Consider the following 22331-nt stretch of genomic DNA (forward strand, 5'->3'; position numbering starts at 1 on the left):
ACCATGACAGGCGCCGCGCATTCGTACCCCACGCAGGCCGTGGTCCTGGCCGGCGGCCAGGGCTCACGTCTCCGCCCGTATACCGATGACCGACCCAAGCCGATGGTCGAGATTCCCGGCACCGGGACCCCGATCATCGGCCACCAGTTGAACTGGCTCGCCGAGGAAGGCGTCACCGACGCCGTCATCTCCTGCGGGCATCTCTCCGAGGTCCTCCAGGAGTGGCTGGACCGGACCCAACTCCCCCTGCGCGTCACGACCGTTGTCGAGACCGAGCCGCTGGGCCGCGGCGGCGGCCTGAAGTACGCCGCCGGCTTCCTCCCCCGCCCGGACGAGCACTGGTACGCCACCAACGGCGACATCTGGACCCGCTTCCCGCTCCGCGAGATGGCCGCCTTCCACCACGAGCGCGACGCCGCGGCCACCCTCGCGCTGGCCCGCCCGCGCATCCCCTGGGGCGCCGTCGAGACGGACGCGTTCGGGCACGTAATCGACTTCGTCGAGGCGCCGCCCTCGCCGTATCTGATCAACGCGGGCGTCTACGTCTTCTCCCCCGCCTTCACGGAGCTGCTGCCCGACCGGGGTGACCACGAGCGCACCACCTTCCCGCGCCTCGCCCGCGAACGCCGGCTGGCCGGCTATCCGCTCCCCCACGGGGCCTACTGGCGCGCCATCGACACCGCCAAGGACCTCACCGAGGCCGCCGAGGAGCTGACCGCGCACGGCCGTTGAGCCGTGCGGTGGCGCGCCTCGCGGGGCGGTACGAGCCCCGTACGGTGCGGGCGGGCGGGTCTGTGCGGTACGGGCGGGCGGGCGGCGCCTACAGGGCCGTGTGGGCCCGTACAGACGACTGTCCCCGGCCGCTCCGCCGCCCCGTGGGGCCGGGTGGCCCGTTGGGGGTCGGTCGGAGGGGTCGGGGACGGATGTGCGCGGTGAAGGACGGCGTCAGCCCAGCAGGCCGCCCAGGGTGCTGCCGCGGCCTGATTCGCCGCCGGAAGAGCCGCTGTTGGAGGTGCCGGTCGTACCGCCGCCGGTGCCGCCCGAGCCCGGCGACTGGGTGCGGGCCGGGGAGTGGGTCGGTGCCGACTGCTGCGTGGCGCTGCTGGTCGCGCCGGACTGGCGGGAGCTGCCGCTGCTGCCGCTCGACGGGGAGCCGGAAGCGGACGGCCTGCCGGACTTGTGGGGCTTGTGCGAGGCGCCGGCGGAGGGCGCGCCGCGATGGTCGGGGGTGCGGCCGGGCCGTGAGGCGGTGTGGCCGGGGTGCGGCAGGGGGGATCCGGGGAGGTTGTTGATGGCGGGCTCGCCGGGCTTCGGTACGGGCGCGACCCTCGCGGACCGTACGGCGCCGCCGAGCAGCGAACCGATGAGCAGGGTCAGTCCGGCCACCACCGCGGTCAGCACGGCGCCGCGGCGCAGCACCCGGCGGCGCAGCGCGCCGACCTCGACGCGCGGACCGAGCCGCCGCCACGCCTCGCCGGCGAGCCGGGCGTCCATGGAGTAGACCGGGGCGCCCGCGATGATCAGCGGGCTCCAGGCGGCGAGGTAGATGATGTCGGGGGCGTCGTAGGCGGGGACGGTGCGCCAGCTCACGGTCATCAGCAGCGTCGCGGAGAGCAGCGCGCCGAACGTGGCGGCGACCCGCTGCCACAGGCCGCAGATGGTCAGTACGCCGACCACGACCTGGAGGAAGGCGACGGTGAGCCCGGCGCCGACCGGGTGCGCGACCGCGAAGTCCCGCAGCGGCACGGCCATTTCCCAGGGGTTCAGCGACAGCAGCCAGGTGACCATCGAGCCCCGCGCGCCGCCGTCGAAGTAGACGGGGTCGCAGAGCTTGCCCATGCCGGCGTAGACGGAGATCAGGCCGAGGAAGATGCGCAGCGGCAGCAGGACGACGCCGAGGTTCATCCGGCGGCCGGGGTAGTACGCATGCCGGACGCTGTCGCCGCCGCGCCGTCTGCCGCCGGCGTCGTAGAGCTCGCGCGCCTCGAACCGCTCGTCGTCCTGGCCGCCGTCGCCGCCGCCGTACGCCGGCCCGCCGTACGCCCGCTCGCCGCGCATCGCGCCCACGGGGCGCGCGCCGCGCAGCAGGGTGCCGTCGGAGTCGGCGGGGCCGCGCTGGCCGATGACGGTGGGGGTCGGGGGGTCACCGAGGCGGACCCGCGGCAGGACCTGGGTCGTGCCGACGTCCTCGGTCCGGTCGCCGTCCAGCCCGACGCCCGCGTCGCGTACCGCGTGCAGGAGCTGGGTGGTGGCGCCGGCCGAGCCGCCCGGTTCGGTGCGGCCGCTCCAGACCACGGGCGCCCGGCGTCTGGCGGACGGTGCGCGGAGAGCGGGGATGCGCGCGGGCTCGGGCAGCCTTCCGGTCGCCACGGGAGCGGCGAGCTGTACGCGGAAGCTGGCGTGGTTGACGATGACCTGCGCGGGATCGCACGGCACCTTGACCGAGCTCAGGACCGGCTCGTCATCGAAGCCCGGCGAGCGTCCCCCCGTAGGTGTGCGGGGTGTTCTGGTGTCCACGCTCATCTAACCGAGTGACCCGCGGTTAAGACACTGCTTTGACCGGGCCGATCTGTCCGAGACCCGTCAAAACGATCAGGGATACGCGGGAAGACACACAGAGCGTCAGGCTTTGCCCCGGGCGGGCGGAGGGGTTCCCCGCCCGGGGCACGGTCGTCAGCCGCGGCGGCGCGCCGCCTCCCAGAGGACGACACCGGCCGCGACACCGGCGTTCAGCGACTCCGCGCCGCCCGGCATCGGGATCCGCACCCGTACGTCGCAGGTCTCGCCGACCAGCCGCGACAGGCCCTTGCCCTCGCTGCCGACCACGATGACGACCGGGCCGTCCAGCAACTCGACGTCCTGCAGCTCCATCTCGCCGTCGGCGGCCAGACCGACGACCGTCAGGCCCGCCTTCTGGTACGTCTCCAGGGCCCGGGTCAGGTTGGTGGCGCGGGCGACCGGCGTACGGGCCGCGGTGCCCGCCGAGGTCTTCCAGGCGCCGGCCGTCATCCCGGCCGCCCGGCGCTCCGGCACGACCACGCCGTGGCCGCCGAACGCCGAAACGGACCGGACCACCGCGCCCAGGTTGCGCGGGTCGGTGACGCCGTCCAGCGCGACGATCAGCGGGTCCTCGCCCGCGTCGAAGGCGGCGGCCGACAGGTCCTCGGGGTGCGCGTAGTCGTACGGGGGGATCTGGGCGACCAGGCCCTGGTGGTTGAGGCCGTTGGTCATCCGGTCCAGCTCGGGGCGCGGCGCCTCCAGGAGGTTCAGCCCGCGCTCGGTGGCCAGCTGGATCGCCTCGCGCACCCGCTCGTCGCTGTCGATGAACTGCTGCACGTACAGCGTCGTGGCGGGCACGCCCTCGCGCAGCGCCTCGACGACCGGGTTGCGGCCGACGACCAGCTCCGCGGTGCCCTTGGCGCCGCCGCGCCGCGGCGCCGGCCGGCGGCTCGCGGCCTGCTTCGCCTGGGCGTTGGCGATGCGGTTCTTGACGTGCCCCTTGCGGGCGGAGGCGGGCGGGGTCGGGCCCTTGCCCTCCAGGGACCGGCGCCGCTTACCGCCACTGCCGACCTGAGCGCCCTTCTTGTTCGACGTGCGGCGGTTCCTGCGCTGGCTGTTGCCGGCCATGGGTCACCTGTTTCTTCACTGCTCTCGACGTCTCGCGACGTGGAGTGGGTACGTACGTATGGATTGAGTGTCGCCCGAGGCCACCGAGAAGGGCGAATCCGGCTGGTGGCCGGGGGTGTGCCGGGTCCCGGCGCGGCGCCCGGGACCCGGTTTCACGACAGCGACCAGCGCGGCCCGGACGGGGTGTCCTCGATGGCGAGACCGGCCTGCTGCAGCTGGTCGCGGATGGCGTCGGCGGTGGCGTAGTCCTTGCGCGCCCGGGCGCCCTGGCGCTGCTCCAGCACGAGGCGGACCAGCGAGTCCACGACCCCGTGGAGGTCCGCGCCGCGTTCCGCGGCACCGCCCGACCAGCGCTCGTCGAGCGGGTCCAGGCCGAGCACCCCGAGCATCGCCCGCAGTTCGGCCAGCCGCGCCACCGCCGCTTCCTTGTCATCGGCGGTCAGCGCGGAATTGCCCTGCCGGACGGTGGTGTGCACGATCGCCAGCGCCTGCGGGACGCCCAGGTCGTCGTCCATCGCCTCGGCGAACGCCGGCGGCACCTCGGGCGCGGGCTCGACGACCCCGGCCTTCTCGACGACCCGCTGGACGAACCCCTCGATCCGCGCGAACGCCGACTCGGCCTCGCGCAGCGCCTCCTCGCTGTACTCGATCATCGAGCGGTAGTGCGGGGTGCCCAGGTAGTACCGCAGCACGATCGGCCGCCAGCGCTTGACCATCTCCGAGACGAGCACGGAGTTGCCCAGCGACTTGGACATCTTCTCGCCGCTCATGGTCACCCAGGCGTTGTGCGACCAGTACGCGGCGAAGTCGTCGCCGAACGCCTTGGCCTGGGCGATCTCGTTCTCGTGGTGCGGGAAGACCAGGTCGACGCCGCCGCCGTGGATGTCGAAGGCGGAGCCGAGGTACTTGTGGGCCATCGCCGAGCACTCCAGGTGCCAGCCCGGCCGGCCGCGGCCCCAGGGGGTCTCCCAGCTGGGCTCGCCGTCCTTGGCGGCCTTCCACATGGCGAAGTCGCGCGGGTCGCGCTTGCCGGTCTCGCCCTCGCCGGACGGCTGGAGGAGGTTGTCCAGGTCCTGGTTGGAGAGCTGGAGGTAGCCCGGGAAGGAGCGCACGTCGAAGTAGACGTTGCCGTCGGCGGCGTAGGCGTGGCCGCGCTCGATCAGGCCGCGCATCATCTCGATCATCTCGGGGACGTGGCCGGTGGCGCGCGGCTCGTACGTGGGGCGCAGGCAGCCGAGGGTGTCGTAGGCCGTGTTGAAGGCGACCTCGTTCTCGTAGCCGATCGCCCACCACGGGCGGCCCTGCTCGGCCGACTTCTGGATGATCTTGTCGTCGATGTCCGTGACGTTGCGGACGAAGGTCACGTCGTAGCCGCGGTGGGCGAACCAGCGGCGCATGATGTCGAAGTTGAGTCCGGACCGGATGTGCCCGATGTGCGGAGCGGCCTGCACGGTCGCACCACAGAGGTAGATCGAGACACAGCCCGGCGTGAGCGGGGTGAAGTCGCGAATCTGCCGGGCGCTGGTGTCGTACAGGCGAATCGTCACGGGACCAGGGTAGTCGGAACGCGGCAATGCCCCGTGCCCTATTGAGCACGGGGGCGCAGAAGCGTCGAAGGCGTCCGGTTCGCCCGGTTGTTCCGCGCGGGGCCCGGACCGCGTCCGCCTACCGGGCCGGTGCCGCGGCGCTCAGATGCCGCCGATCACCTTGCGCGGGGTGATCCGGACGACCACCCGCTCGTCGTCGTCGGCTCCCGCCGGGTTGAACTCGGTGTACGACTTGCCCGTGTACTTCCGCGACAGCTCGTCGATCAGCTCCTGACCGCCCTCGGTCGTGAGCGTGGCCTCGCCGCGGATCTCGGCGTACGTATACGGGGCGTCGAACGGCTGGAGGACGACCGAGACCCGCGGGTCGCGCCGGAGGTTCCGCTCCTTGCGGCGGCCGACGGTCGTCGAGAACAGCAGGTCGTCGCCGTCCCGCTTCACCCAGACCGGGGAGAGCTGGGGGCTGCCGTCCGGCTGGACGGTCCCCACGGTCACGAAGACCGGGGAGTCGAGGAGATTCTTGAGCGCGTCGGACAGGGTTGCCGTCACGAGGGATCCTTCCCGCAGGCCGTTCCGATGGACACGAGTACCCGGATTCTTCCCCAACACCCTTGCCCCGCCGGGCATTCCCGCACCGCACGCCGCGTCCGGCGGAACGCCCGGCTCGGCCGCCCGCCTCAGCCGGTCCGCGCCACCAGGGCGGTCGCGATCGCGGCCAGCCCCTCGGCGCGGCCGGTCAGCCCCAGCCCGTCCGTGGTCGTGCCGGACACCGAGACCGGCGCCCCGACCGCCTCGGACAGCGCCTTCTGCGCCTCGTCCCGGCGCTTGCCGACCTTCGGCCGTACGCCGATGACCTGCACCGCGACATTGCCGATGGCGAACCCCTCGGCCCGTACGATCCGCGCGGCCTCGGCCAGCAGCGTCACGCCGGAGGCGCCGGACCACTCCGGGCGGGAGGTGCCGAAGTGCGCGCCGAGGTCGCCGACGCCGGCCGCGGAGAACAGCGCGTCGCAGGCGGCGTGCGCGGCCACGTCGCCGTCGCTGTGCCCGGCCAGCCCGTAGCCGCCGCTCTCGGCCGCGTCCCAGAGCAGCCCGGCGCACCACAGCTCGCGGCCCTCCTCGAAGGCGTGCACGTCGGTCCCGATGCCGACCAGCGGGATACCGGGCAGGGGGTGCTCAGACATAGCCATCGGTGGCCCTCCTCCGGGCGAGTACGGCCTCGGCCAGGACGAGGTCCAGCGGCCGGGTCACCTTGAACGCCTCCTCGTGGCCCGGGACGAGCACCACCGGTACCCCGAGCCGCTCCACCAGCCCGGCGTCGTCGGTGGCGCCCTCGCCCTCCACGACGGTGTCGTGCGCCTTGAGCAGCGTCGCCGGGTCGAAGCCCTGCGGGGTCTGCACGGCGCGCAGCAGCGCCCGCTCCGGCGTGCCCACCACCGGCTCCGGGGTGCCCTGGGGCCGCGGCTCGACCTGCTTGACGGTGTCGGCGAGCGGCAGCGCGGGGACCACCGCCGGGGCGCCGGCGCGGACCGCCGCGATCACCGCGTCGACGGTGTCGACCGGGACCAGCGGGCGCGCCGCGTCGTGGACCAGGACGACGTCGATGCCGTCCGGCAGCGCCGCCAGCCCGAGCCGTACGGACTCCTGGCGGGTCGCGCCGCCGCGGACCACGACCAGCTCGGTGCGGTCGGTCAGCGGATGGGCGTCGAGGAGCCGGCGGACCTCCTCGGGGCCGTCGGGCGGGGCGACCACGACGATGTGCGAGACGGCGCGCGAGGCGGCCATCGCACGGACGGCGTGCACCAGCATCGGGGTGCCGCCCAGGGTGCGCAGCGCCTTGGGGGTGCCGGGGCCGAGCCGGACGCCGCGGCCGGCGGCGGGGATCACCGCGGCGGTGCGGACCGGAGTGGTGCGGCCGGGAGGGGAAGGATCTGACATCGATGGCTCCGGAGTCCGGGCCGAGCCCGGAATTGGGGCAGACAGGTTTGTTTCCTCCGGCGGTGTGGGTATGGCCAGGAGGAGTGCCGGGCGCGACGCCTTGACCGGAACCCTTCCGTGACAGCGGTCGGGGCAGATTCCGGGCCCGGCACAGATATGCCGCAGCGCCCGGCAACAGACCCTCCGCTCGGGAGGCGGTCGTCGCTCGGGCACCGCGGCATTGCTACGTTGTCTCGCGCCGTCACTCTGCGTGGGCACCCACACACGCGCCGACGCGCAACGCGGGCGTCGTCAGGACGCGAGGACCTCGTCGAGCAGAGCCTCGGCCTTGTCTTCGTTGGTGTTCTCCGCGAGGGCCAGCTCGCTCACCAGAATCTGGCGCGCCTTGGCGAGCATCCTCTTCTCACCGGCGGAGAGTCCGCGCTCGCGCTCACGCCGCCACAGGTCGCGAACGACCTCGGCGACCTTGATCACGTCGCCAGAAGCGAGCTTCTCAAGATTTGCCTTGTAGCGACGGGACCAGTTCGTCGGCTCCTCGGCATACGGTGCGCGCAGCACCTCGAAGACCCGGTCCAGCCCGTCCTGACCAACCACGTCGCGTACGCCGACGAACTCCGCATTGTCCGCTGGCACACGAACAGTCAAGTCGCCCTGGGCGACCTTCAGCACCAAGTAGGTCTTGTCCACGCCTTTGATCTGGCGAGTTTCGATGGCCTCGATCAGCGCGGCCCCGTGATGGGGATAGACCACGGTGTCGCCAACCTTGAACGTCATGTGACAGGTACCCCTTCCGTGGCTATCCATGCTAACACGGGAACGGGCCGTTCTGAATGGCGTTTTCGCAGGTCAGGGCATATCTCGGGGCTTGACAACAGCGGTCGGAACGTGCTTCGAGGGGCCGCGGGACGCAGGAATTCGCAGGTGGGAGGGGCTTCACAGGTGAGCGGAAACCCGGCCGCCACACACCGGAAAGACCGAGATCAACGAGGCGAACGTCCCGATTTGCACCGATCCGCATGAGCGAGTTCCGCTACTCCGTTCGGCTGCTTGGTGGCCGATCCGGCGCGATTCCCGAAATTGATCAACGGCGCCCCGGCGGCGGGTGTGATCAATTCTGTGCGCCATGTGCATTCCTTGTGAATACCACTTTTCACCGGGGGAAACATGGCTGCCGCCACTCGAACAGCCGCTTGCCGAATATGCCGGCCGGATCTTCCGAGATCGGGGTCCGGAAATCCCTTCCGGGTGGCGTTCCGGCCGCCCTCCCGGAGCCCCCGCCGAGGGGATATCGAAGCAGGCGGCGGGCGCGTGATCGCGCAGGGGGCGGGTCGGGTGCATCGGCGCGAGGACGGCTCGGTAACCTAGCGGCGCTGACCCACCCTTAGGGCGGCTTTACGCGTCCGTCGTCATGACGGCTGCGCAGCGCCGCCCCAGCCGTCCATCCGCGACCGGGCACGAACGTTCGGCCGCCGTAGCTCGTCAAGGAGATGCCGCCGCCGTGAGCCGCAGCCTTCGACGCGGCGTCCTCGCCGCCACCGTCCTCTCGCTCTCGATCGCCACGCTGTCCGCGTGCGGCGCCGGGAACGACGCCCAGACGCTGGAGGTCAAGCCGGACAACGCCGCGACCAGCGTCGGCGACATCAAGATCCAGAACGCGAACGTGATCACCCAGCCCGACGTCAACGCCAAGGGCCCGGCCGCGATCGCCGCGACGGTGTTCAACACCGGCACCAAGGACCAGCAGCTGACCGGGATCTCCGTCAACGGCAGCGGCCAGTCGGCCAAGCTGTCGTCGGCCAAGATCACCGTGCCAGCCGGCGGCTCCGTGGTGCTCGGCGGCCAGGGCAACCCCAGCGCCGTCCTGGAGAGCGGCCGGGAGGCCGTTCAGGACGGCAACCTCCAGCCGCTGACCTTCGACTTCAGCGCCACCGGCCAGGTGACCATCAAGGCGTTCGTCACCCCGGCGAAGAACTACTTCGAGAGCTACGGCACGTCGGTGTCGCCGCAGCCGTCCACCTCCGCGAGCGGCAAGCCCTCGGAGTCGGCCTCCCCGTCCGGTACGGCCTCGCCGTCGAGCACCGCCAAGCCGTAGGAGTCGGCGCACGCCGGTCGCTGAACCCCATCCACGTCTAAGGGCGGGAACCTTGGTTATCGGTTCCCGCCCTTCGCGTTTCCGCCTACGGCTCGAACTTCTCATGCCCCCGACGGGTTCCCGCTTCCCAGCACCGCGCCGAGTCAGACCCGGCCTTACCAGCGCTCCACAGGCGTTCAGCCTCTCCGTCCACCCGATGGCGAGGAAGGCTCAGCGTATCCACAGGGTCACTTAGGGTTCGAATTTGTAGCCCAGGCCGCGGACCGTGACCAGATAGCGCGGCGCGCCCGGGTCCGGCTCGATCTTGGCGCGCAGCCGCTTCACGTGGACGTCGAGGGTCTTGGTGTCGCCCACGTAGTCGGCGCCCCAGACGCGGTCGATGAGCTGCATACGGGTCAGGACCCGGCCGGCGTTGCGCAGCAGCATCTCCAGGAGGTCGAACTCCTTGAGGGGCAGGTCGACCTTGCCGCCGGAGACCGTGACGACATGGCGGTCCACGTCCATCCGGACCGGGCCGGCCTCCAGGGCCTGCGGGGCGACCTCCTCCGGTTCGCCGCGGCGGCGCAGCACGGCGCGGATCCGGGCGACCAGTTCCCGGGAGGAGAAGGGCTTGGTGACGTAGTCATCGGCCCCTATTTCGAGACCGACGACCTTGTCGATCTCGCTGTCCTTGGCGGTCACCATGATGACCGGGACGTTGGAGCGACCGCGCAGCTGGCGGCAGACCTCGGTGCCGGGCAGACCCGGCAGCATCAGGTCCAGAAGGACGAGATCGGCGCCGTTGCGCTCGAACTCGTCCAGTCCGTCAGGGCCCGTAGCCGCCACGGCGACCTCGAAACCCTCCTTGCGGAGCATGTACGACAGTGCGTCGCTGAACGATTCCTCGTCCTCGACGACAAGCACTCGGGTCACGGAAGGACCTCCGGGGCTGGGTGAGCAGGGAGCGGTTCGTTGAAGGTCTCGTACGGGCGGTCCTCGTCGTCGAGGCCCTCCGCGGTGAGGTCCGAAGGCCGTTCGCGGTCGCGGACGGCCCCGGCTTCCGGGAGACGCAGGGTGAAGGTGGAGCCCTGTCCCTCAGCGCTCCACACCGTGACCTCCCCGCCGTGCGAGGCGGCCACGTGCTTGACGATGGCGAGGCCGAGGCCGGTCCCGCCGGTGGCGCGCGAGCGCGCCGGGTCCACGCGGTAGAACCGCTCGAAGATGCGGTCCCGGTCCTTTTCGGATATCCCGATGCCCTGGTCGGTCACCGCGATCTCGATCAGGTCGCCACCGGGCGCGGACACCCGGCGGCCGGAGATCCCGACGCGGGTGCGCGCCGGGGAGTAGTTGACGGCGTTCTCGACGAGGTTGCCGAGGGCCGCCGCGAGCTGGCCGCGGTTGCCCCAGACGTGCAGGTCGCCGCTGCCGCCCGGCCGGCGCCCGCCTCCGGTCCGGGTGGCGGGGCCCCCGGGGCCGCCGATGGAACTGGCCATCGTGATCTGCTTCGTTCCGGCCTGCTGGCGGCAGCGGTCCACCGCCTCGGCGACCAGTTCGTCGACCGGCACCGGCTCGGCGTCCTCCAGCGGGTCGTCGTTCTGCACCCGGGAGAGGTCGATCAGCTCCTGGACCAGGTTGGTCAGGCGGGTGGCCTCGTTCTGCATGCGGCCGGCGAAGCGGGTGACCGCCTCGGGGTCGTCGCTGGCGTCCATCACCGCCTCGGAGAGCAGCGACAGCGCGCCGACCGGGGTCTTGAGCTCATGGCTGACGTTCGCCACGAAGTCGCGCCGGACCGCCTCTATGCGGCGGGCCTCCGTCAGGTCCTCGACCAGCAGCAGCACCAGCCGGGAGCCGAGCGGGGCGACCCGGGCGGAGACCGCGAGGGCGTCCCCGCGGCCGGTGCCGCGGCGCGGCAGGTCCAGCTCGACCTGGCGTATCTCGCCGTCGCGGCGGGTGTCGCGGGCCATCTGGAGCATCGGCTCGACGGCGAGCTTGCCGCCGCGGACCAGCCCGAGGGCGTACGCGGCGGAGCTGGCCTTCACGACCGCGTCGGCCTCGTCGAGGACGACCGCGGAGGAGCGGAGAACGGACAGGACGGTGTCGACGCCGGGCGGGAGCACGGCGTCGGTGTGCAGTGACGTGCGGGTGGGCTTGGCCTGATCCCGCTCACTCCAGCGGAACGCCAGCATGGCGAAGACGCCGGTGCACAACCCGGCGATCGCAGCCATTGCGGCGACGGCCGCGTCCACGTTCATGAATCCAGAGTATGTGCCGGGTCCGACACTTCCCCAGCGCTGGGAGCCGCTGCTCGAACAGCCGTCGCCCAGAGTTCACCGAGGCGTCGGGGGTGGTTCACCCCGGCCGCCGGAGCGGCCGGGCGGCCGCCCTCACGGCCGCGGCGGCGACTCCCAGAGTTCACCTTCGCGTCAGGGCCGATTCACCCCCGGTGGTCCCGCAGGTCGCGATGCCCCCGCACATTGAGGGTGCGGGGGACCGCCGGCGGCCGGTCCGTGGGAGCGTAGGCGCACGGCCCCACGCACCACAGGCACCATCGCTCGGAACCCCCGAGCACACGGATTCCCCCGAAGCGAGAGAAGGTCACTGATGCGGGACGCGTACCACGAGGAGCTGGATTCGATCGGCGAGGGCCTGGTCGAGATGGCCCGGCTCGTGGGCTCCGCGATCGGGCGCGCCACCACGGCGATTCTCGACGCGGACCTCAAGCTGGCCGAGAACGTCATCGCCGCCGACGAGAAGGTCGACGATCTCCAGCGCGACCTGGAGGCCCGGGCGATCGCCCTGCTGGCCCGGCAGCAGCCGGTCGCCACCGACCTGCGGATCGTCGTCACCTCGCTGCGGATGAGCGCCGACCTGGAGCGCTCCGGCGACCTCGCCCAGCACGTCGCCAAGCTGTCCCGGCTGCGCTTCCCGCAGACCGCCGTGCCGCGCGACCTGCACGCCACCATCCTGGAGATGGGGCAGCTGGCGCAGCGCCTGATGGCCAAGGCCGGCGAGGTCATCATCACCAAGGACGTCGACCTCGCGCTCCAACTGGAGCAGGACGACGACGCGATGGACATGCTGCACCGCACCCTCTTCCAGCACCTGATGGACGACCGCTGGAAGCACGGCATCGAGACGGCGGTGGACGTCACCCTGCTCGGCCGCTACTACGAGCGCTTCGCGGACCACGCGGTCTCCGTCGCCAAGCGCGTCGTCTACCTCGTGACCGGCGAGCACGCCGACGAGATCGCGCCGCCGACGGCGGTGGAGGGCGCGTAACGTGCCTCCGCGCGCCGTTGACGCGCCTGTGCACCGGGGTTTGCAATGGGCACCAGGTGACCCCTAGGAGGCACATACATGGCACTCATGGCGGACTCCCCGACTCCCGCTCCCCAGAACCCGGCCGCCGGCCGGCCGGAGCTCCCTCTGCTGAGCGGGTGCCAATGCGGCCCCGGGTGCAGCTGCGGCTGCCAGAGCGGCGGACCGTGCCAGTGCGGTGGCGGCTGCGGGTGAGCCACCTCTCGGCACGGCGCGCCGGCCCGACGGCCTGACGACGCCAACGGCACGACGACGGCACAGCGCGACGCGGCCCCGACCGGTTCCCGTTCCGGCCGGGGCCGTCGCCGTACCGCGGGCCCCTCGCGCATCGCGTACGCGGTGGGCCCGACGACGGCCCCGGCACAGCGACAAGCCCCCCACCCGGCGACAGAGCCGCAGGCAGGGGGCTTGTGCGTACGGGCCTACTTCTTCTTGCCCTGGTTCTTCACGGCCTCGATGGCGGCCTTGGCGGCCTCCGGGTCGAGGTAGGTGCCGCCCGGGTTGACCGGGCGGAAGTCGGCGTCGAGCTCGTAGACGAGCGGGATGCCGGTGGGGATGTTCAGGCCGGCGATGTCCGCGTCGGAGATCTTGTCGAGGTGCTTGACCAGGGCGCGGAGGCTGTTGCCGTGGGCGGCGACCAGCACCGTGCGGCCGGCGACCAGGTCGGGGACGATGCCGTCGTACCAGTACGGCAGCATGCGGACCACGACGTCCTTGAGGCACTCGGTGCGCGGGCGCAGCTCCGGCGGGATGGCGGCGTAGCGCGGGTCGTCGCTCTGCGAGAACTCGCTGCCGTCCTCCAGCGCGGGCGGCGGGGTGTCGTACGAGCGGCGCCAGAGCATGAACTGCTCCTCGCCGAACTCGGCCAGGGTCTGGGCCTTGTCCTTGCCCTGGAGCGCGCCGTAGTGGCGCTCGTTCAGGCGCCAGCTGCGGTGGACCGGGATCCAGTGGCGGTCGGCGGCCTCCAGGGCCAGCTGCGCGGTGCGGATGGCGCGCTTCTGGAGGGAGGTGTGCAGTACGTCGGGGAGCAGGCCGGCATCCTTGAGCAGCTCTCCGCCGCGGACCGCCTCCTTCTCGCCCTTCTCGTTGAGGTTGACGTCCACCCAGCCGGTGAACAGGTTCTTCGCGTTCCACTCGCTCTCGCCGTGGCGGAGGAGGATCAGCTTGTACGGTGCGTCGGCCATGCCGTCGAGCGTAATCGAAGCCCGGGTGGGGCCTTGCCGGGGAGGGTGGCGGGCGGGAGGCGACGGCGGGCCCGGCGGTGGCCTTTGACGTTTCCGATCAATTGGGTGGCGGGTGGAGGTGACCGCTGAGTAGGTTGCGATCGGCGTCGGCACCACTTACCCGACGGCCGCCCGCACGCACCCTTCACCGCTCGTCGCCACCCCGGGGGAACTGTCATGTCCGCATCGAAGCCGCCCGCGCTCTCCCGGCTCCGGAACGCCGCCGCGGCGAGCGTCTCCGGACTCCCCCGGCAGTTCTGGTGGCTGTGGACCAGCACCCTGATCAACCGGCTGGGCTCGTTCGTCGCCACCTTCCTCGCCCTCTACCTCACCGTCGACCGCGGCTACTCCGCCTCGTACGCGGGGCTGGTGGGCGCGCTGTACGGGCTCGGCGGAGTGGTGTCCTCCGTGGCGGGCGGGGTGCTCGCCGACCGGCTGGGGCGGCGGCCCACGATGCTGATCGCGCAGCTGGCGACGGCGGTGTCCGTGGCGCTGCTCGGGTTCATGACGGATCCGGTCGCCATCGCGGCCGTGGCGTTCCTGGTCGGTACCGCGTCCAACGCCTCGCGGCCCGCCGTCCAGGCGATGATGGCCGACATCGTCGCCCCCGAGGACCGCGTGCGCGCGTACTCCCTCAACTACTGGGCGATCAACCTCGGCTTCGCGGTCTCCTCCACCGCCGCCGGACTCATCGCCGAGCACGGCTACTTGACGCTCTTCCTGGGCGAGGCCACGCTCGTCCTCGCCTGTGCGCTGGTGGTGTTCCGGAAGCTGCCGGAGTCCCGCCCGGAGGCGCCCGGCGCCGCGACCGGGGCGGACGGGGCCGCGGACGCCGGGCCGGCCGCCGCACCGGTCTCCATGCTGACCGTGCTGCGCGACGGCCGGTTCATGACCGTCGTCGGGCTGAACCTGCTGCTGGCGCTGCTCTACCAGCAGGCGTACGTCTCCATGCCGGTGTCGATGGGTCAGGACGGCTTCTCCAGCGCGGACTTCGGGAGCGTCATCGCGGTCAACGGCGTACTGATCGTCCTGCTCCAGATCCCGGTCACCCGCCTCATCGAGCACCGCAGCCCGACGGCGCTGCTGATCGGCTCGGCGCTGCTCGCGGGCTACGGCTTCGGGCTGACCGCGCTGGCCGGCTCGGTCGCGATGTACGCGGTCGCGGTCGCCGTGTGGACCCTCGGCGAGATCATCAACTCCCCCACCCAGATGGGGCTGGTGGTCCGGCTGTCCCCCGTCCACGGCCGCGGGCGCTACCAGGGCATGTACTCCCTGTCCTGGTCCATCGCCTCCCTGGCGGCACCGCTGCTCGGCGGTACGGTCATCGACCACTACGGCGCCGATGCGCTCTGGGCCGGCTGCGCGGTGGTCGGCACGGTGGCGGCGGTCGGCTACGGGCTGCTGCTGCGGCGCCTGCCGGAGCGGGCCCGCCCGACGGACGTGGTCGCGGCGGCCCGTCCGGACGCCGCGTCGGAGACCGCGACCGAACCCGCGTCCCCGTCCCCGTCCACGTCTCCGTCCTCTTCCGGCACCGCGTCTCCCACGGCGTGACGTCCACGAGCCCGTAGGGGCGGGCCGGGCGCATCCGTCTTCGTGGTGGCCACACCCCGAAGACGGGTGGCCACACGATCGATCGGGGAGCCGGGCCCGGGGATTCTGGTCCGTACGGACGGATGCGTACCAACCGTCCGCATCGCACGGACCGATGTGCGGGAATCCTTCGAGCCTACGGGGAGATCGTGATGGACAGCAGGGTGCGACGGACGTCCCGGCGAAGGGCCGCGGGGATCGGGGCGCTGGTGGTCGCCGGGGTGCTGGCGGCGGGCGCGGCGGGATCTGCGGCGAGCGGGGCGCCCGCGCCCGTACCGCCGCACCGGGCGGCCGCCGCCGGGGAGCGCGCCGGCGCCCGCCTGACGCTGCCCGCGCCCACCGGTCGCTATCAAGTCGGCACCGTTTCCCTTCACTTGACGGACCGCGGGCGGCGCGACCCCTGGGTCGCGGGGCAGGCGCACCGGGAGCTGATGGTGAGCGTCCGCTACCCGGCCACCAAGGACGCCGGGCGGTTTCCGCGGGCGCCGCAGCTGACGCCCGCCGAGGCGGCCGGGTTCGACGCGCTGAACAACTTCTCCGCATACGTACCGAAGGGGAAGGTGGCATGGGGCGCCACCCTCACCCACGCGCACACCGGCGCCCCGGTGGCCCGGCGGCCCGGGAGGCGGCTGCCGGTGGTCCTCTACTCCCCCGGCGCCGGCGATCCCCGCTCGCTCGGCAGCACGCTCTGCGACGAACTGGCCTCCCGCGGCTATGCGGTGGTGACCGTCGACCACACCTACGAGGCGCCCGCGGTGGCGTTCCCCGACGGCCGGGTGGCGCACGGCGTGATGCCGGCGGAGATGGCGAAGGCGCAGCGCACCGGCCGGATCACGGAGCTGCTGGAGAAGGTCAGCGGGGTGCGGGTGGCCGACACCCGGTTCGTCCTCGACGAGCTGGCGCGGACCGGGTCCGGCTCCGTGCTGCCCGAGGGGCTGCGCGGGGCGCTGGACACCGGCGCCGTGGGGATGTTCGGGCAGTCGGCGGGCGGGTTCACGGCGGCGCAGACGATGCACGACGACCCGCGGATCAGGTCGGCGGCGGACCTCGACGGGGTGCTGGGCTACACCCAGCGCGATGACGACCCGTCACATCCGTCGACGGTCGGGCGGGACGGGGTGGACCGGCCGCTGCTGCTGATGGGGATGGCCGGGGACACCCATCACACGGTGGCGTCCTGGGACGCGGTGTGGCGGCACAGCACGCGGCCGGGGGCCTGGCTGCGGGACCTGACGCTGACCGGCGGCCGGCATGCGAGCTACACGGACGCGGAGGCGATGGTGCCGCAGCTCGCACGGCAGTTGGGGCTGTCCCGGAAGGCGGTCACGGCGATGGTCGGGACGGTCGATCCGCGGCGCGCGATCGCCGCCGAGCGGGCGTATGTCACGGCGTTCTTCGACCGGTGGCTGCGCGGGCGGGACAACGGGCTGCTGGACAGGCCGTCGGGGCGCTATCCGGAGGTGCGGTTCGTGCCGTGACCGGAGGCACGGGGCGCGCCGTGACGGCGGGGGGCTGCCGTGGGCCGCCCCCCGGGTCACGCCTCCGTGCTCCGCTTCGTGAGATGGGCGAACGCCTCCAGGTTGCGGGTGGACTCGCCGCGCGACACCCGCCAGGCGTACTCCTTGCGGATGGCCGTGGCGAAGCCCATCTCCAGCAGGGTGTTGAAGCTGCCGTCGGCGTTCTCCAGGACCGTGCCGAGGATCCGGTCGAGTTCGTCGGGGGTGACGGCGGCGAGCGGGAGCTTGCCGACCAGGTAGATGTCGCCGAGCTGGTCGATGGCGTAACTGACGCCGTAGAGGCGGGTGTTGCGCTCCAGGAGCCAGCGGTGGACCGCGTCGTGGTTCTCGTCCGGATGCCGGACGACGAAGGCGTTGATGGACAGCGAGTGGCGGCCGACGATCAGCGAGCAGGTCGTGGAGAGCTTGCGGGTGCCGGGGAGCTTGACGACGTAGTTGCCGTCGGCGGGGGACTCCCATTCGAGGCCGGCGTCCTTGAGGGTGCGCTCGATCACGGCACCGGCGGCCGTCTGTCGTTCCTCACCCATGCCCGCACCCATGTCCTCACCCATGGAGGGATCGTAGGTGACGGCGGCGTTCCTGCATCGCGGCGGTGTACACGTCGCCGGTCGCCGCGGCGGCGGTGTCCCAGCCGAAGGACTGGGCGTGCCGGGCCGCGTCGCTGCCCATCCGGGCGGCCAGCGACGGGTCGTCCACGAAGCGGCGCAGCGCACGGGCGTAGTCGGCCGGGTCGTGGCCGGCGACCAGGAAGCCGCTGACGCCGTCCCGGACGGCGACCGGCAGCCCGCCGACGGCCGCCGCGACGACCGGGGTGCCGCACGCCTGGGCCTCGATGGCGACCAGTCCGAACGACTCGCTGTACGACGGCATGACCAGGACGGACGCGGCGCGGTACCAGTCGGCGAGCTGCTCCTGGCCGACCGGCGGGCGGAACTGCACCAGATCGGCGATCCCGAGCCGGGCGGCCAGCTTCTGGAGCCCCTCCGGCTTGGCCAGCCCGCTGCCGCTGGGCCCGCCCACCACCGGGACGACCAGCCGGGACCGCAGCGAGGGGTCCTCGGCGACGAGTGCGGCGGCGGCGCGCAGCAGGATGTCCGGGGCCTTCAGCGGCTGTATGCGGCCGGCGAAGAGCGGGATGACCGCGTCCCGCGGCAGCCCGAGGCGGGCCCGGGCGGCGGCCCGGCTCTCCGCGACCACGGCGGAGCCGAGGCCGCCGGTCGGCCGGAAGCGGTCGAGGTTGACGCCGGGGTGGACGACCGCGACCTTGCCGGGGTCGGCGTCGTAGTGCCGGATGAGCTCGTCGGCCTCCTCGGCGGTGTTGGCTATCAGGCGGTCGGCGGCGTCGACCACCTGCGTCTCGCCGATCACGCGGGCCGGCGGCTCGGGGGTGTCGCCGACGGCCAGCGCGGCGTTCTTGACCTTGGCCATGGTGTGCATGGCGTGGACCAGCGGCACCCGCCAGCGGTCGGCGGCCAGCCAGCCGACATGGCCGGAGAGCCAGTAGTGGGAGTGCACCAGGTCGTAGTAGCCGGGGCGGTGGCCCGCCCATGCCTGCATCACGCCGTGGGTGAAGGCGCACAGCTGGGCCGGCAGCTCCTCCTTGGCCAGGCCCTCGTACGGGCCCGCGTCGACGTGCCGGACCAGCACGCCGGGAGCCAGCTCGACGGCGGGCGGAAGGGAGGCCGTCGTGGCGCGGGTGAAGATCTCCACCTCGATGTTGATCGAGGCGAGCTTCTTGGCCAGCTCGACGATGTAGACGTTCATCCCGCCGGCGTCGCCGGTGCCGGGCTGGTGGAGCGGGGAGGTGTGGACGCTCAGCATCGCGACCCGGCGGGGGCGGCGCGATCCCCCGGGCAGCCGCAACCGCGCCGGGCCGGGAAACGGGCCGTGGGGTCGGCTGCGGAGCCGGGACACGTATTGGCTCACTGCGAGCTACCTCCTTGGCGTGGCGGGCGGCACGCCTCCGACCCCCTGCAACAACGCCGGTCGGCCATCCATTTCCGTCCGGCCCGCCGACTCCCTACTTTGCCAAAGCGTGACCTGGGACCGCCCGCGCCCCGGCACCCCATACCCTCGATGCATGGCCCGCCGCTCCCCCGTCTCCACCGCCGCCCCGGCGCCCGCGCCGTCCCGGCCGGTCGGGAACGCCACCCGCGGCACCACCAACCCCAACCGGCTGCGCCGCATGGACCGCTGGATCGCCGCCGAGCACGGCGCCGTGCTGCGCCGCACCGCCGACCCGGTCGCCGTCGACCTCGGATACGGCGCCGCCCCCTGGACCGCGCTGGAGCTGCTGGGCAGGCTGCGTACGGTGCGGCCGGACGCTCAGGTCGTCGGCATCGAGATCGACCCGGCGCGGGTCGCCGCCGCCCGCCCGTACGCGTGCGCCGGGCTGGACTTCGTCCACGGCGGCTTCGAGGTGCCGCTCCCGGGCGAGCGGGGGCGCGCCCCGGTCCTCATACGGGCCGCGAACGTGCTGCGCCAGTACGACGAGGACGAGGTCGCCGCCGTCTGGCGGCGGCTGTGCGCCCGGCTGGCGCCCGGCGGGCTGCTGGTCGAGGGCACCTGCGACGAGATCGGGCGGCGGCACGTCTGGGTCGCGCTGGGCCCCGAGGGGCCCCGCACGGTCACCTTCGCGGCCCGGCTCGGCTCCCTCGGCACCCCCTCCGACCTGGCCGAACGGCTCCCCAAGGCGCTGATCCACCGCAATGTGCCGGGCGAGCCGGTGCACGCCTTCCTGCGCGACTTCGACCGCGCCTGGGCCACCGCCGCCCCCTTGGGCGCGCTGGGCGCCCGGCAGCGGTGGCGGGCCGCCGTCCAGTCCCTGTCCGCGGACTGGCCGCTGGCCGGCGACCCGCGGCGGCGCCGCCAGGGCGAGGTCACGGTGCGCTGGGAGGCACTGGCTCCGCGGGGCGCCTGACCCGCGGTCTCAGACGGCCCCCGCGGCGAGCGCGGCGCCGCCCACCCGGTCCGCCAGCTCCCGCAGCCGCCGCTCGGTCACCGACCCCCGGGGGGCCGTGTACGTCACCATCACCTGATCCGGATCCGTGCCCAGCCGCATGCTCTCGAACGTGACGGTCAGCTCCCCGACCTCCGGGTGCACGATCCGCTTGGTGCCGCGCAGGCACTCGCGCACCCCCTGCGCGTCCCACAGCCGCCGGAACTCCGGGCTGCGGTCGAGGAGTTCGCCCACCACCTCGCAGATCCGCGGATCGTCCGGGTACCGCCCGCTGTCGGCGCGCAGGTTGCCGACGACCTCCTCGGCCTTCTTCTCCCACTCCGGGTGCAGCCGCCGCGCTGCCGGGTCGAGGAAGACCAGCAGTGCGGCGTTCCGCCGGTCCGGGGTGAGCGGTGCGAGGTCGAAGGCGACCCGGCCGCCGAGCGCGTTCCAGGCCAGGATGTCCAGGCCGCGGCCCATGACCAGCGCCGGTACCACGGTGTCCATCGCGTCCAGCAGCTGCTGGATCTCGGGCCGTACGGTCTGCCGCGGCCCGCCCGGGAAGGGGGCGCACACCGCCTCCGCGCCGCGCCGCCGGGGCGCCGCGACGTTCCGCAGATACGTCACCTCGCCGCCCGACAGCCGCAGCGCGCGGGCGATGGCGTCCAGGACGGAGTCGGAGATGGCGGGCGCCCGGCCCTGCTCGATGCGGGTGTAGTAGTCGACGCTGATCCCGGCGAGCTGGGCGACCTCCTCGCGCCGCAGCCCGCGGACCCGGCGGCGGTTGTGCCCGCCGGGCAGACCCAGCTCGGCCGGGTCGAGCGCGGCACGGCGCGCCTTGAGGAACGAGCTGATCTCGATTTCCGCGTACAGCATTCGTCCAGTATGCGTCGCTCCACCGGCTGGGTGGTTCTGCCGGACCCCGGCTGGGACGGGCCTGGTCCGCTCCTCACATGGCGGGGAGGCTTTCGCCCGTACCCGGGGATCCGCCCCGGGAGGCACCGCGACGACAGGAATCACCGGATTCCACAGGGAGCGACTGATGCAGCGCAGGATCCTCGGCGGTACCGGTATCTCGGTCAGCGAGTACGCGCTCGGCGCGATGATGCTCGGCGCCTGGGGCAACCCCGACCACGAGGACGGCATCCGGATCGTGCACCGCGCGCTGGACGCCGGTATCAACTTCATCGACACCGCGGACATCTACTCCGACGGCGAGAACGAGGAGATCGTCGGGAAGGCTCTCAAGGGGCGCCGCGACGACGTGGTGCTGGCCACCAAGTTCCACAACCCGATGGGCCCGGACGCCAACCACCGCGGAAACTCCCGCCGTTGGCTGGTCCGCGCGGTGGAGGGCAGCCTCCGCCGGCTCGGCACCGACCACATCGACCTCTACCAGGTCCACCGCCCCGACCCGGACACCGACATCGACGAGACCCTCTCCGCGCTCTCCGACCTCGTCCGGTCCGGCAAGGTGCGGGCGATCGGCACCTCCACCTTCCCCGCCGAGCAGCTCGTCGAGGCCCAGTGGGTCGCCGACCGCCGCGGCCACATCCGCTTCCGCAGCGAGCAGCCGCCGTACTCGATCCTGGCCCGCGGCGTCGAGAACGCCGTGCTGCCGACCGCCCAGCGCTACGGCATCGGCGTGCTGACCTGGGGACCGCTCAGCGCCGGCTGGCTCTCCGGCCGCGACCTCTCGGCCAGCTCCCGGGCCGCCCTCGAAAACCGGAAGTTCGACCTCACCGTCCCGGAGAACGCCCGCAAGGCGGAGGCGGTCAGCGCGCTCACCGAACTCGCCGCCGAGGCCGGTCTCACCCTCCCCCACCTGGCGACCGCCTTCGTCCGCGCCCACCCGGCGGTCACCTCCGTCATCATCGGCCCCCGCACCATGGACCAGCTCGACACCCTCCTGGACGGCACCGGCATCACCCTCTCCGCCGACGTCCTCGACCGCATCGACGCCATCGTCCCGCCCGGCACCGACCTCAACCGCGCCGACAACTACTACGCCGCACCGGCCATCCTGGACGCCTCGCTGCGCCGGCGCTGAGCGCGGACGGCGGACGGCGCGGCCACGTTGTCCACGCCGTCCGTCCGCTCACCGCCCTCGTGCGCTCACAGCCCCCGTCCGCTGACCCGGAGCACGCTGAGCAGCACCCCGACCAGCTCCTTGTCCCGGGGCTGGGTGAGGACGTCCCGGGCCGCCTCGGGGGTCGTCCACAGCAGGCGGTCCACCTCCTTGTTGGGGAGGAAACCGCCGCCGGTGGCCTCGGCGGACCAGTAGTGGACCACCTTGGGGCGGGTGCCGACCAGGTAGCGGACGGTGGGGAGTTCGGGGCCCAACTCGCAGGTCATACCGGTCTCCTCCAGGACCTCGCGCAGCGCGCCCTGCCGCGGGTCCTCCCGCGGCTTCAGCTTGCCCTTGGGATAGGACCAGTCGTCCCACTTGGGCCGGTGGACCAGGGCGAGTTCGATCCCGCCGTGGGAGGGCGAGCGGCGCCACAGCACACACCCCGCGGCGCGGATCGGTGCGGTGTCGGTCATCCGTCCCTCGCCTCCCGCCCG

At 72.8% G+C, this 22331-nt stretch carries 21 protein-coding genes; 7 read left to right on the top strand and 14 right to left on the bottom strand.

Going from position 1 to position 22331, the window contains the following annotated elements:
- Window positions 1-3: 3 nt before the first annotated feature.
- Window positions 4-732: a nucleotidyltransferase family protein gene (locus tag GR130_RS36175; protein WP_159508607.1), complete on the top strand. Its 729-nt coding sequence runs from the start codon at window positions 4-6 to the stop codon at window positions 730-732.
- A gap of 213 nt (window positions 733-945) precedes the next feature.
- Here the strand turns inward: GR130_RS36175 and GR130_RS36180 are convergent, their stop codons facing one another.
- From GR130_RS36180 to GR130_RS36210, 7 genes are all read right to left on the bottom strand, one after another.
- A complete protein-coding gene (locus GR130_RS36180) occupies window positions 946-2523 on the bottom strand; it encodes a DoxX family protein (RefSeq protein WP_201305099.1) in 1578 nt (525 codons plus the stop codon).
- A gap of 150 nt (window positions 2524-2673) precedes the next feature.
- A complete protein-coding gene (rlmB, locus tag GR130_RS36185) occupies window positions 2674-3627 on the bottom strand; it encodes a 23S rRNA (guanosine(2251)-2'-O)-methyltransferase RlmB (protein WP_159508608.1) in 954 nt (317 codons plus the stop codon).
- A 152-nt stretch (window positions 3628-3779) separates the two neighbouring features.
- Window positions 3780-5174, bottom strand: a complete 1395-nt coding sequence (gene cysS / locus GR130_RS36190) for a cysteine--tRNA ligase (RefSeq protein WP_159508609.1) — start codon at window positions 5172-5174, stop codon at window positions 3780-3782.
- Between the two features lie 141 nt (window positions 5175-5315).
- A complete protein-coding gene (locus tag GR130_RS36195) occupies window positions 5316-5720 on the bottom strand; it encodes a PPOX class F420-dependent oxidoreductase (protein ID WP_159508610.1) in 405 nt (134 codons plus the stop codon).
- 128 nt (window positions 5721-5848) lie between these two features.
- The gene (gene ispF, locus GR130_RS36200; RefSeq protein ID WP_443043727.1) at window positions 5849-6361 is read right to left on the bottom strand and encodes a 2-C-methyl-D-erythritol 2,4-cyclodiphosphate synthase; all 513 of its coding nucleotides are present in this window, start codon (window positions 6359-6361) and stop codon (window positions 5849-5851) included.
- Window positions 6348-7109 (bottom strand): 2-C-methyl-D-erythritol 4-phosphate cytidylyltransferase, encoded by a 762-nt coding sequence (ispD, locus tag GR130_RS36205; protein WP_159508611.1) that lies wholly within the window; start codon window positions 7107-7109, stop codon window positions 6348-6350. Before ispD ends, ispF begins: the two co-directional genes overlap by 14 nt.
- A 291-nt stretch (window positions 7110-7400) precedes the next feature.
- Window positions 7401-7883: a CarD family transcriptional regulator gene (locus GR130_RS36210; protein WP_003953493.1), complete on the bottom strand. Its 483-nt coding sequence runs from the start codon at window positions 7881-7883 to the stop codon at window positions 7401-7403.
- Window positions 7884-8607: 724 nt separating this feature from the next.
- Between GR130_RS36210 and GR130_RS36220 the strand changes: the two genes are divergently transcribed.
- Window positions 8608-9201, top strand: a complete 594-nt coding sequence (locus GR130_RS36220) for a DUF461 domain-containing protein (protein WP_159508612.1) — start codon at window positions 8608-8610, stop codon at window positions 9199-9201.
- A 231-nt stretch (window positions 9202-9432) separates the two neighbouring features.
- On the opposite strand, the gene GR130_RS36225 is transcribed toward GR130_RS36220, so the two are convergent.
- On the bottom strand, window positions 9433-10113 hold the full coding sequence (locus tag GR130_RS36225; RefSeq protein WP_016572018.1) for a response regulator transcription factor: 681 nt from the start codon (window positions 10111-10113) through the stop codon (window positions 9433-9435).
- On the bottom strand, window positions 10110-11432 hold the full coding sequence (locus GR130_RS36230) for a sensor histidine kinase (protein ID WP_159508613.1): 1323 nt from the start codon (window positions 11430-11432) through the stop codon (window positions 10110-10112). Before GR130_RS36230 ends, GR130_RS36225 begins: the two co-directional genes overlap by 4 nt.
- Window positions 11433-11781: 349 nt before the next feature.
- Here GR130_RS36230 and phoU point away from each other — a divergent pair, with 349 nt between their 5' ends.
- Window positions 11782-12459, top strand: coding sequence for a phosphate signaling complex protein PhoU (gene phoU / locus GR130_RS36235; protein ID WP_159508614.1), 678 nt, complete (start codon window positions 11782-11784; stop codon window positions 12457-12459).
- A 461-nt stretch (window positions 12460-12920) separates the two neighbouring features.
- On the opposite strand, the gene GR130_RS36245 is transcribed toward phoU, so the two are convergent.
- On the bottom strand, window positions 12921-13682 hold the full coding sequence (locus tag GR130_RS36245) for a phosphoglyceromutase (protein ID WP_159508616.1): 762 nt from the start codon (window positions 13680-13682) through the stop codon (window positions 12921-12923).
- 216 nt (window positions 13683-13898) lie between these two features.
- Here GR130_RS36245 and GR130_RS36250 point away from each other — a divergent pair, with 216 nt between their 5' ends.
- Both GR130_RS36250 and GR130_RS36255 read left to right on the top strand, forming a co-directional pair.
- Window positions 13899-15272, top strand: a complete 1374-nt coding sequence (locus tag GR130_RS36250) for an MDR family MFS transporter (RefSeq protein WP_159508617.1) — start codon at window positions 13899-13901, stop codon at window positions 15270-15272.
- A gap of 191 nt (window positions 15273-15463) precedes the next feature.
- Complete coding sequence (locus GR130_RS36255; RefSeq protein WP_159508618.1) at window positions 15464-16789, top strand: alpha/beta hydrolase family protein; 1326 nt, start codon at window positions 15464-15466, stop codon at window positions 16787-16789.
- A 56-nt stretch (window positions 16790-16845) separates the two neighbouring features.
- Here the strand turns inward: GR130_RS36255 and GR130_RS36260 are convergent, their stop codons facing one another.
- Window positions 16846-17379, bottom strand: coding sequence for a YbjN domain-containing protein (locus GR130_RS36260; RefSeq protein WP_236573821.1), 534 nt, complete (start codon window positions 17377-17379; stop codon window positions 16846-16848).
- Window positions 17372-18754, bottom strand: coding sequence for a D-inositol-3-phosphate glycosyltransferase (mshA, locus tag GR130_RS36265; protein WP_159508619.1), 1383 nt, complete (start codon window positions 18752-18754; stop codon window positions 17372-17374). The genes GR130_RS36260 and mshA overlap by 8 nt, the downstream gene beginning before the upstream one ends.
- A gap of 154 nt (window positions 18755-18908) precedes the next feature.
- Between mshA and GR130_RS36270 the strand changes: the two genes are divergently transcribed.
- The gene (locus GR130_RS36270; protein WP_159508620.1) at window positions 18909-19748 is read left to right on the top strand and encodes a class I SAM-dependent methyltransferase; all 840 of its coding nucleotides are present in this window, start codon (window positions 18909-18911) and stop codon (window positions 19746-19748) included.
- Between the two features lie 9 nt (window positions 19749-19757).
- Here the strand turns inward: GR130_RS36270 and GR130_RS36275 are convergent, their stop codons facing one another.
- Window positions 19758-20642, bottom strand: coding sequence for a helix-turn-helix transcriptional regulator (locus GR130_RS36275; RefSeq protein WP_159508621.1), 885 nt, complete (start codon window positions 20640-20642; stop codon window positions 19758-19760).
- Window positions 20643-20808: 166 nt separating this feature from the next.
- On the opposite strand from GR130_RS36275, the gene GR130_RS36280 reads away from it, so the two are divergent.
- Window positions 20809-21816 (top strand): aldo/keto reductase, encoded by a 1008-nt coding sequence (locus GR130_RS36280; RefSeq protein WP_159508622.1) that lies wholly within the window; start codon window positions 20809-20811, stop codon window positions 21814-21816.
- Window positions 21817-21881: 65 nt separating this feature from the next.
- Here the strand turns inward: GR130_RS36280 and GR130_RS36285 are convergent, their stop codons facing one another.
- Window positions 21882-22310: an NUDIX hydrolase gene (locus tag GR130_RS36285; RefSeq protein ID WP_159508623.1), complete on the bottom strand. Its 429-nt coding sequence runs from the start codon at window positions 22308-22310 to the stop codon at window positions 21882-21884.
- Window positions 22311-22331 lie beyond the last annotated feature (21 nt).

The sequence above is a fragment of the Streptomyces sp. GS7 genome, from assembly GCF_009834125.1.
Lineage (GTDB): Bacteria > Actinomycetota > Actinomycetes > Streptomycetales > Streptomycetaceae > Streptomyces.

Coding starts and splice junctions, on each gene's coding strand:
- GR130_RS36285 (WP_159508623.1), bottom strand. CDS start 22,310: ATGACCGACACCGCACCGATCCGCGCCGCGGGGTGTGTGCTGTGGCGC.
- GR130_RS36230 (WP_159508613.1), bottom strand. CDS start 11,432: ATGAACGTGGACGCGGCCGTCGCCGCAATGGCTGCGATCGCCGGGTTG.
- GR130_RS36275 (WP_159508621.1), bottom strand. CDS start 20,642: ATGCTGTACGCGGAAATCGAGATCAGCTCGTTCCTCAAGGCGCGCCGT.
- GR130_RS36210 (WP_003953493.1), bottom strand. CDS start 7,883: ATGACGTTCAAGGTTGGCGACACCGTGGTCTATCCCCATCACGGGGCC.
- phoU (WP_159508614.1), top strand. CDS start 11,782: ATGCGGGACGCGTACCACGAGGAGCTGGATTCGATCGGCGAGGGCCTG.
- GR130_RS36250 (WP_159508617.1), top strand. CDS start 13,899: ATGTCCGCATCGAAGCCGCCCGCGCTCTCCCGGCTCCGGAACGCCGCC.
- ispD (WP_159508611.1), bottom strand. CDS start 7,109: ATGTCAGATCCTTCCCCTCCCGGCCGCACCACTCCGGTCCGCACCGCC.
- rlmB (WP_159508608.1), bottom strand. CDS start 3,627: ATGGCCGGCAACAGCCAGCGCAGGAACCGCCGCACGTCGAACAAGAAG.
- GR130_RS36260 (WP_236573821.1), bottom strand. CDS start 17,379: ATGGGTGAGGACATGGGTGCGGGCATGGGTGAGGAACGACAGACGGCC.
- GR130_RS36270 (WP_159508620.1), top strand. CDS start 18,909: ATGGCCCGCCGCTCCCCCGTCTCCACCGCCGCCCCGGCGCCCGCGCCG.
- GR130_RS36175 (WP_159508607.1), top strand. CDS start 4: ATGACAGGCGCCGCGCATTCGTACCCCACGCAGGCCGTGGTCCTGGCC.
- GR130_RS36180 (WP_201305099.1), bottom strand. CDS start 2,523: ATGAGCGTGGACACCAGAACACCCCGCACACCTACGGGGGGACGCTCG.
- GR130_RS36255 (WP_159508618.1), top strand. CDS start 15,464: ATGGACAGCAGGGTGCGACGGACGTCCCGGCGAAGGGCCGCGGGGATC.
- GR130_RS36280 (WP_159508622.1), top strand. CDS start 20,809: ATGCAGCGCAGGATCCTCGGCGGTACCGGTATCTCGGTCAGCGAGTAC.
- GR130_RS36245 (WP_159508616.1), bottom strand. CDS start 13,682: ATGGCCGACGCACCGTACAAGCTGATCCTCCTCCGCCACGGCGAGAGC.
- ispF (WP_443043727.1), bottom strand. CDS start 6,361: ATGGCTATGTCTGAGCACCCCCTGCCCGGTATCCCGCTGGTCGGCATC.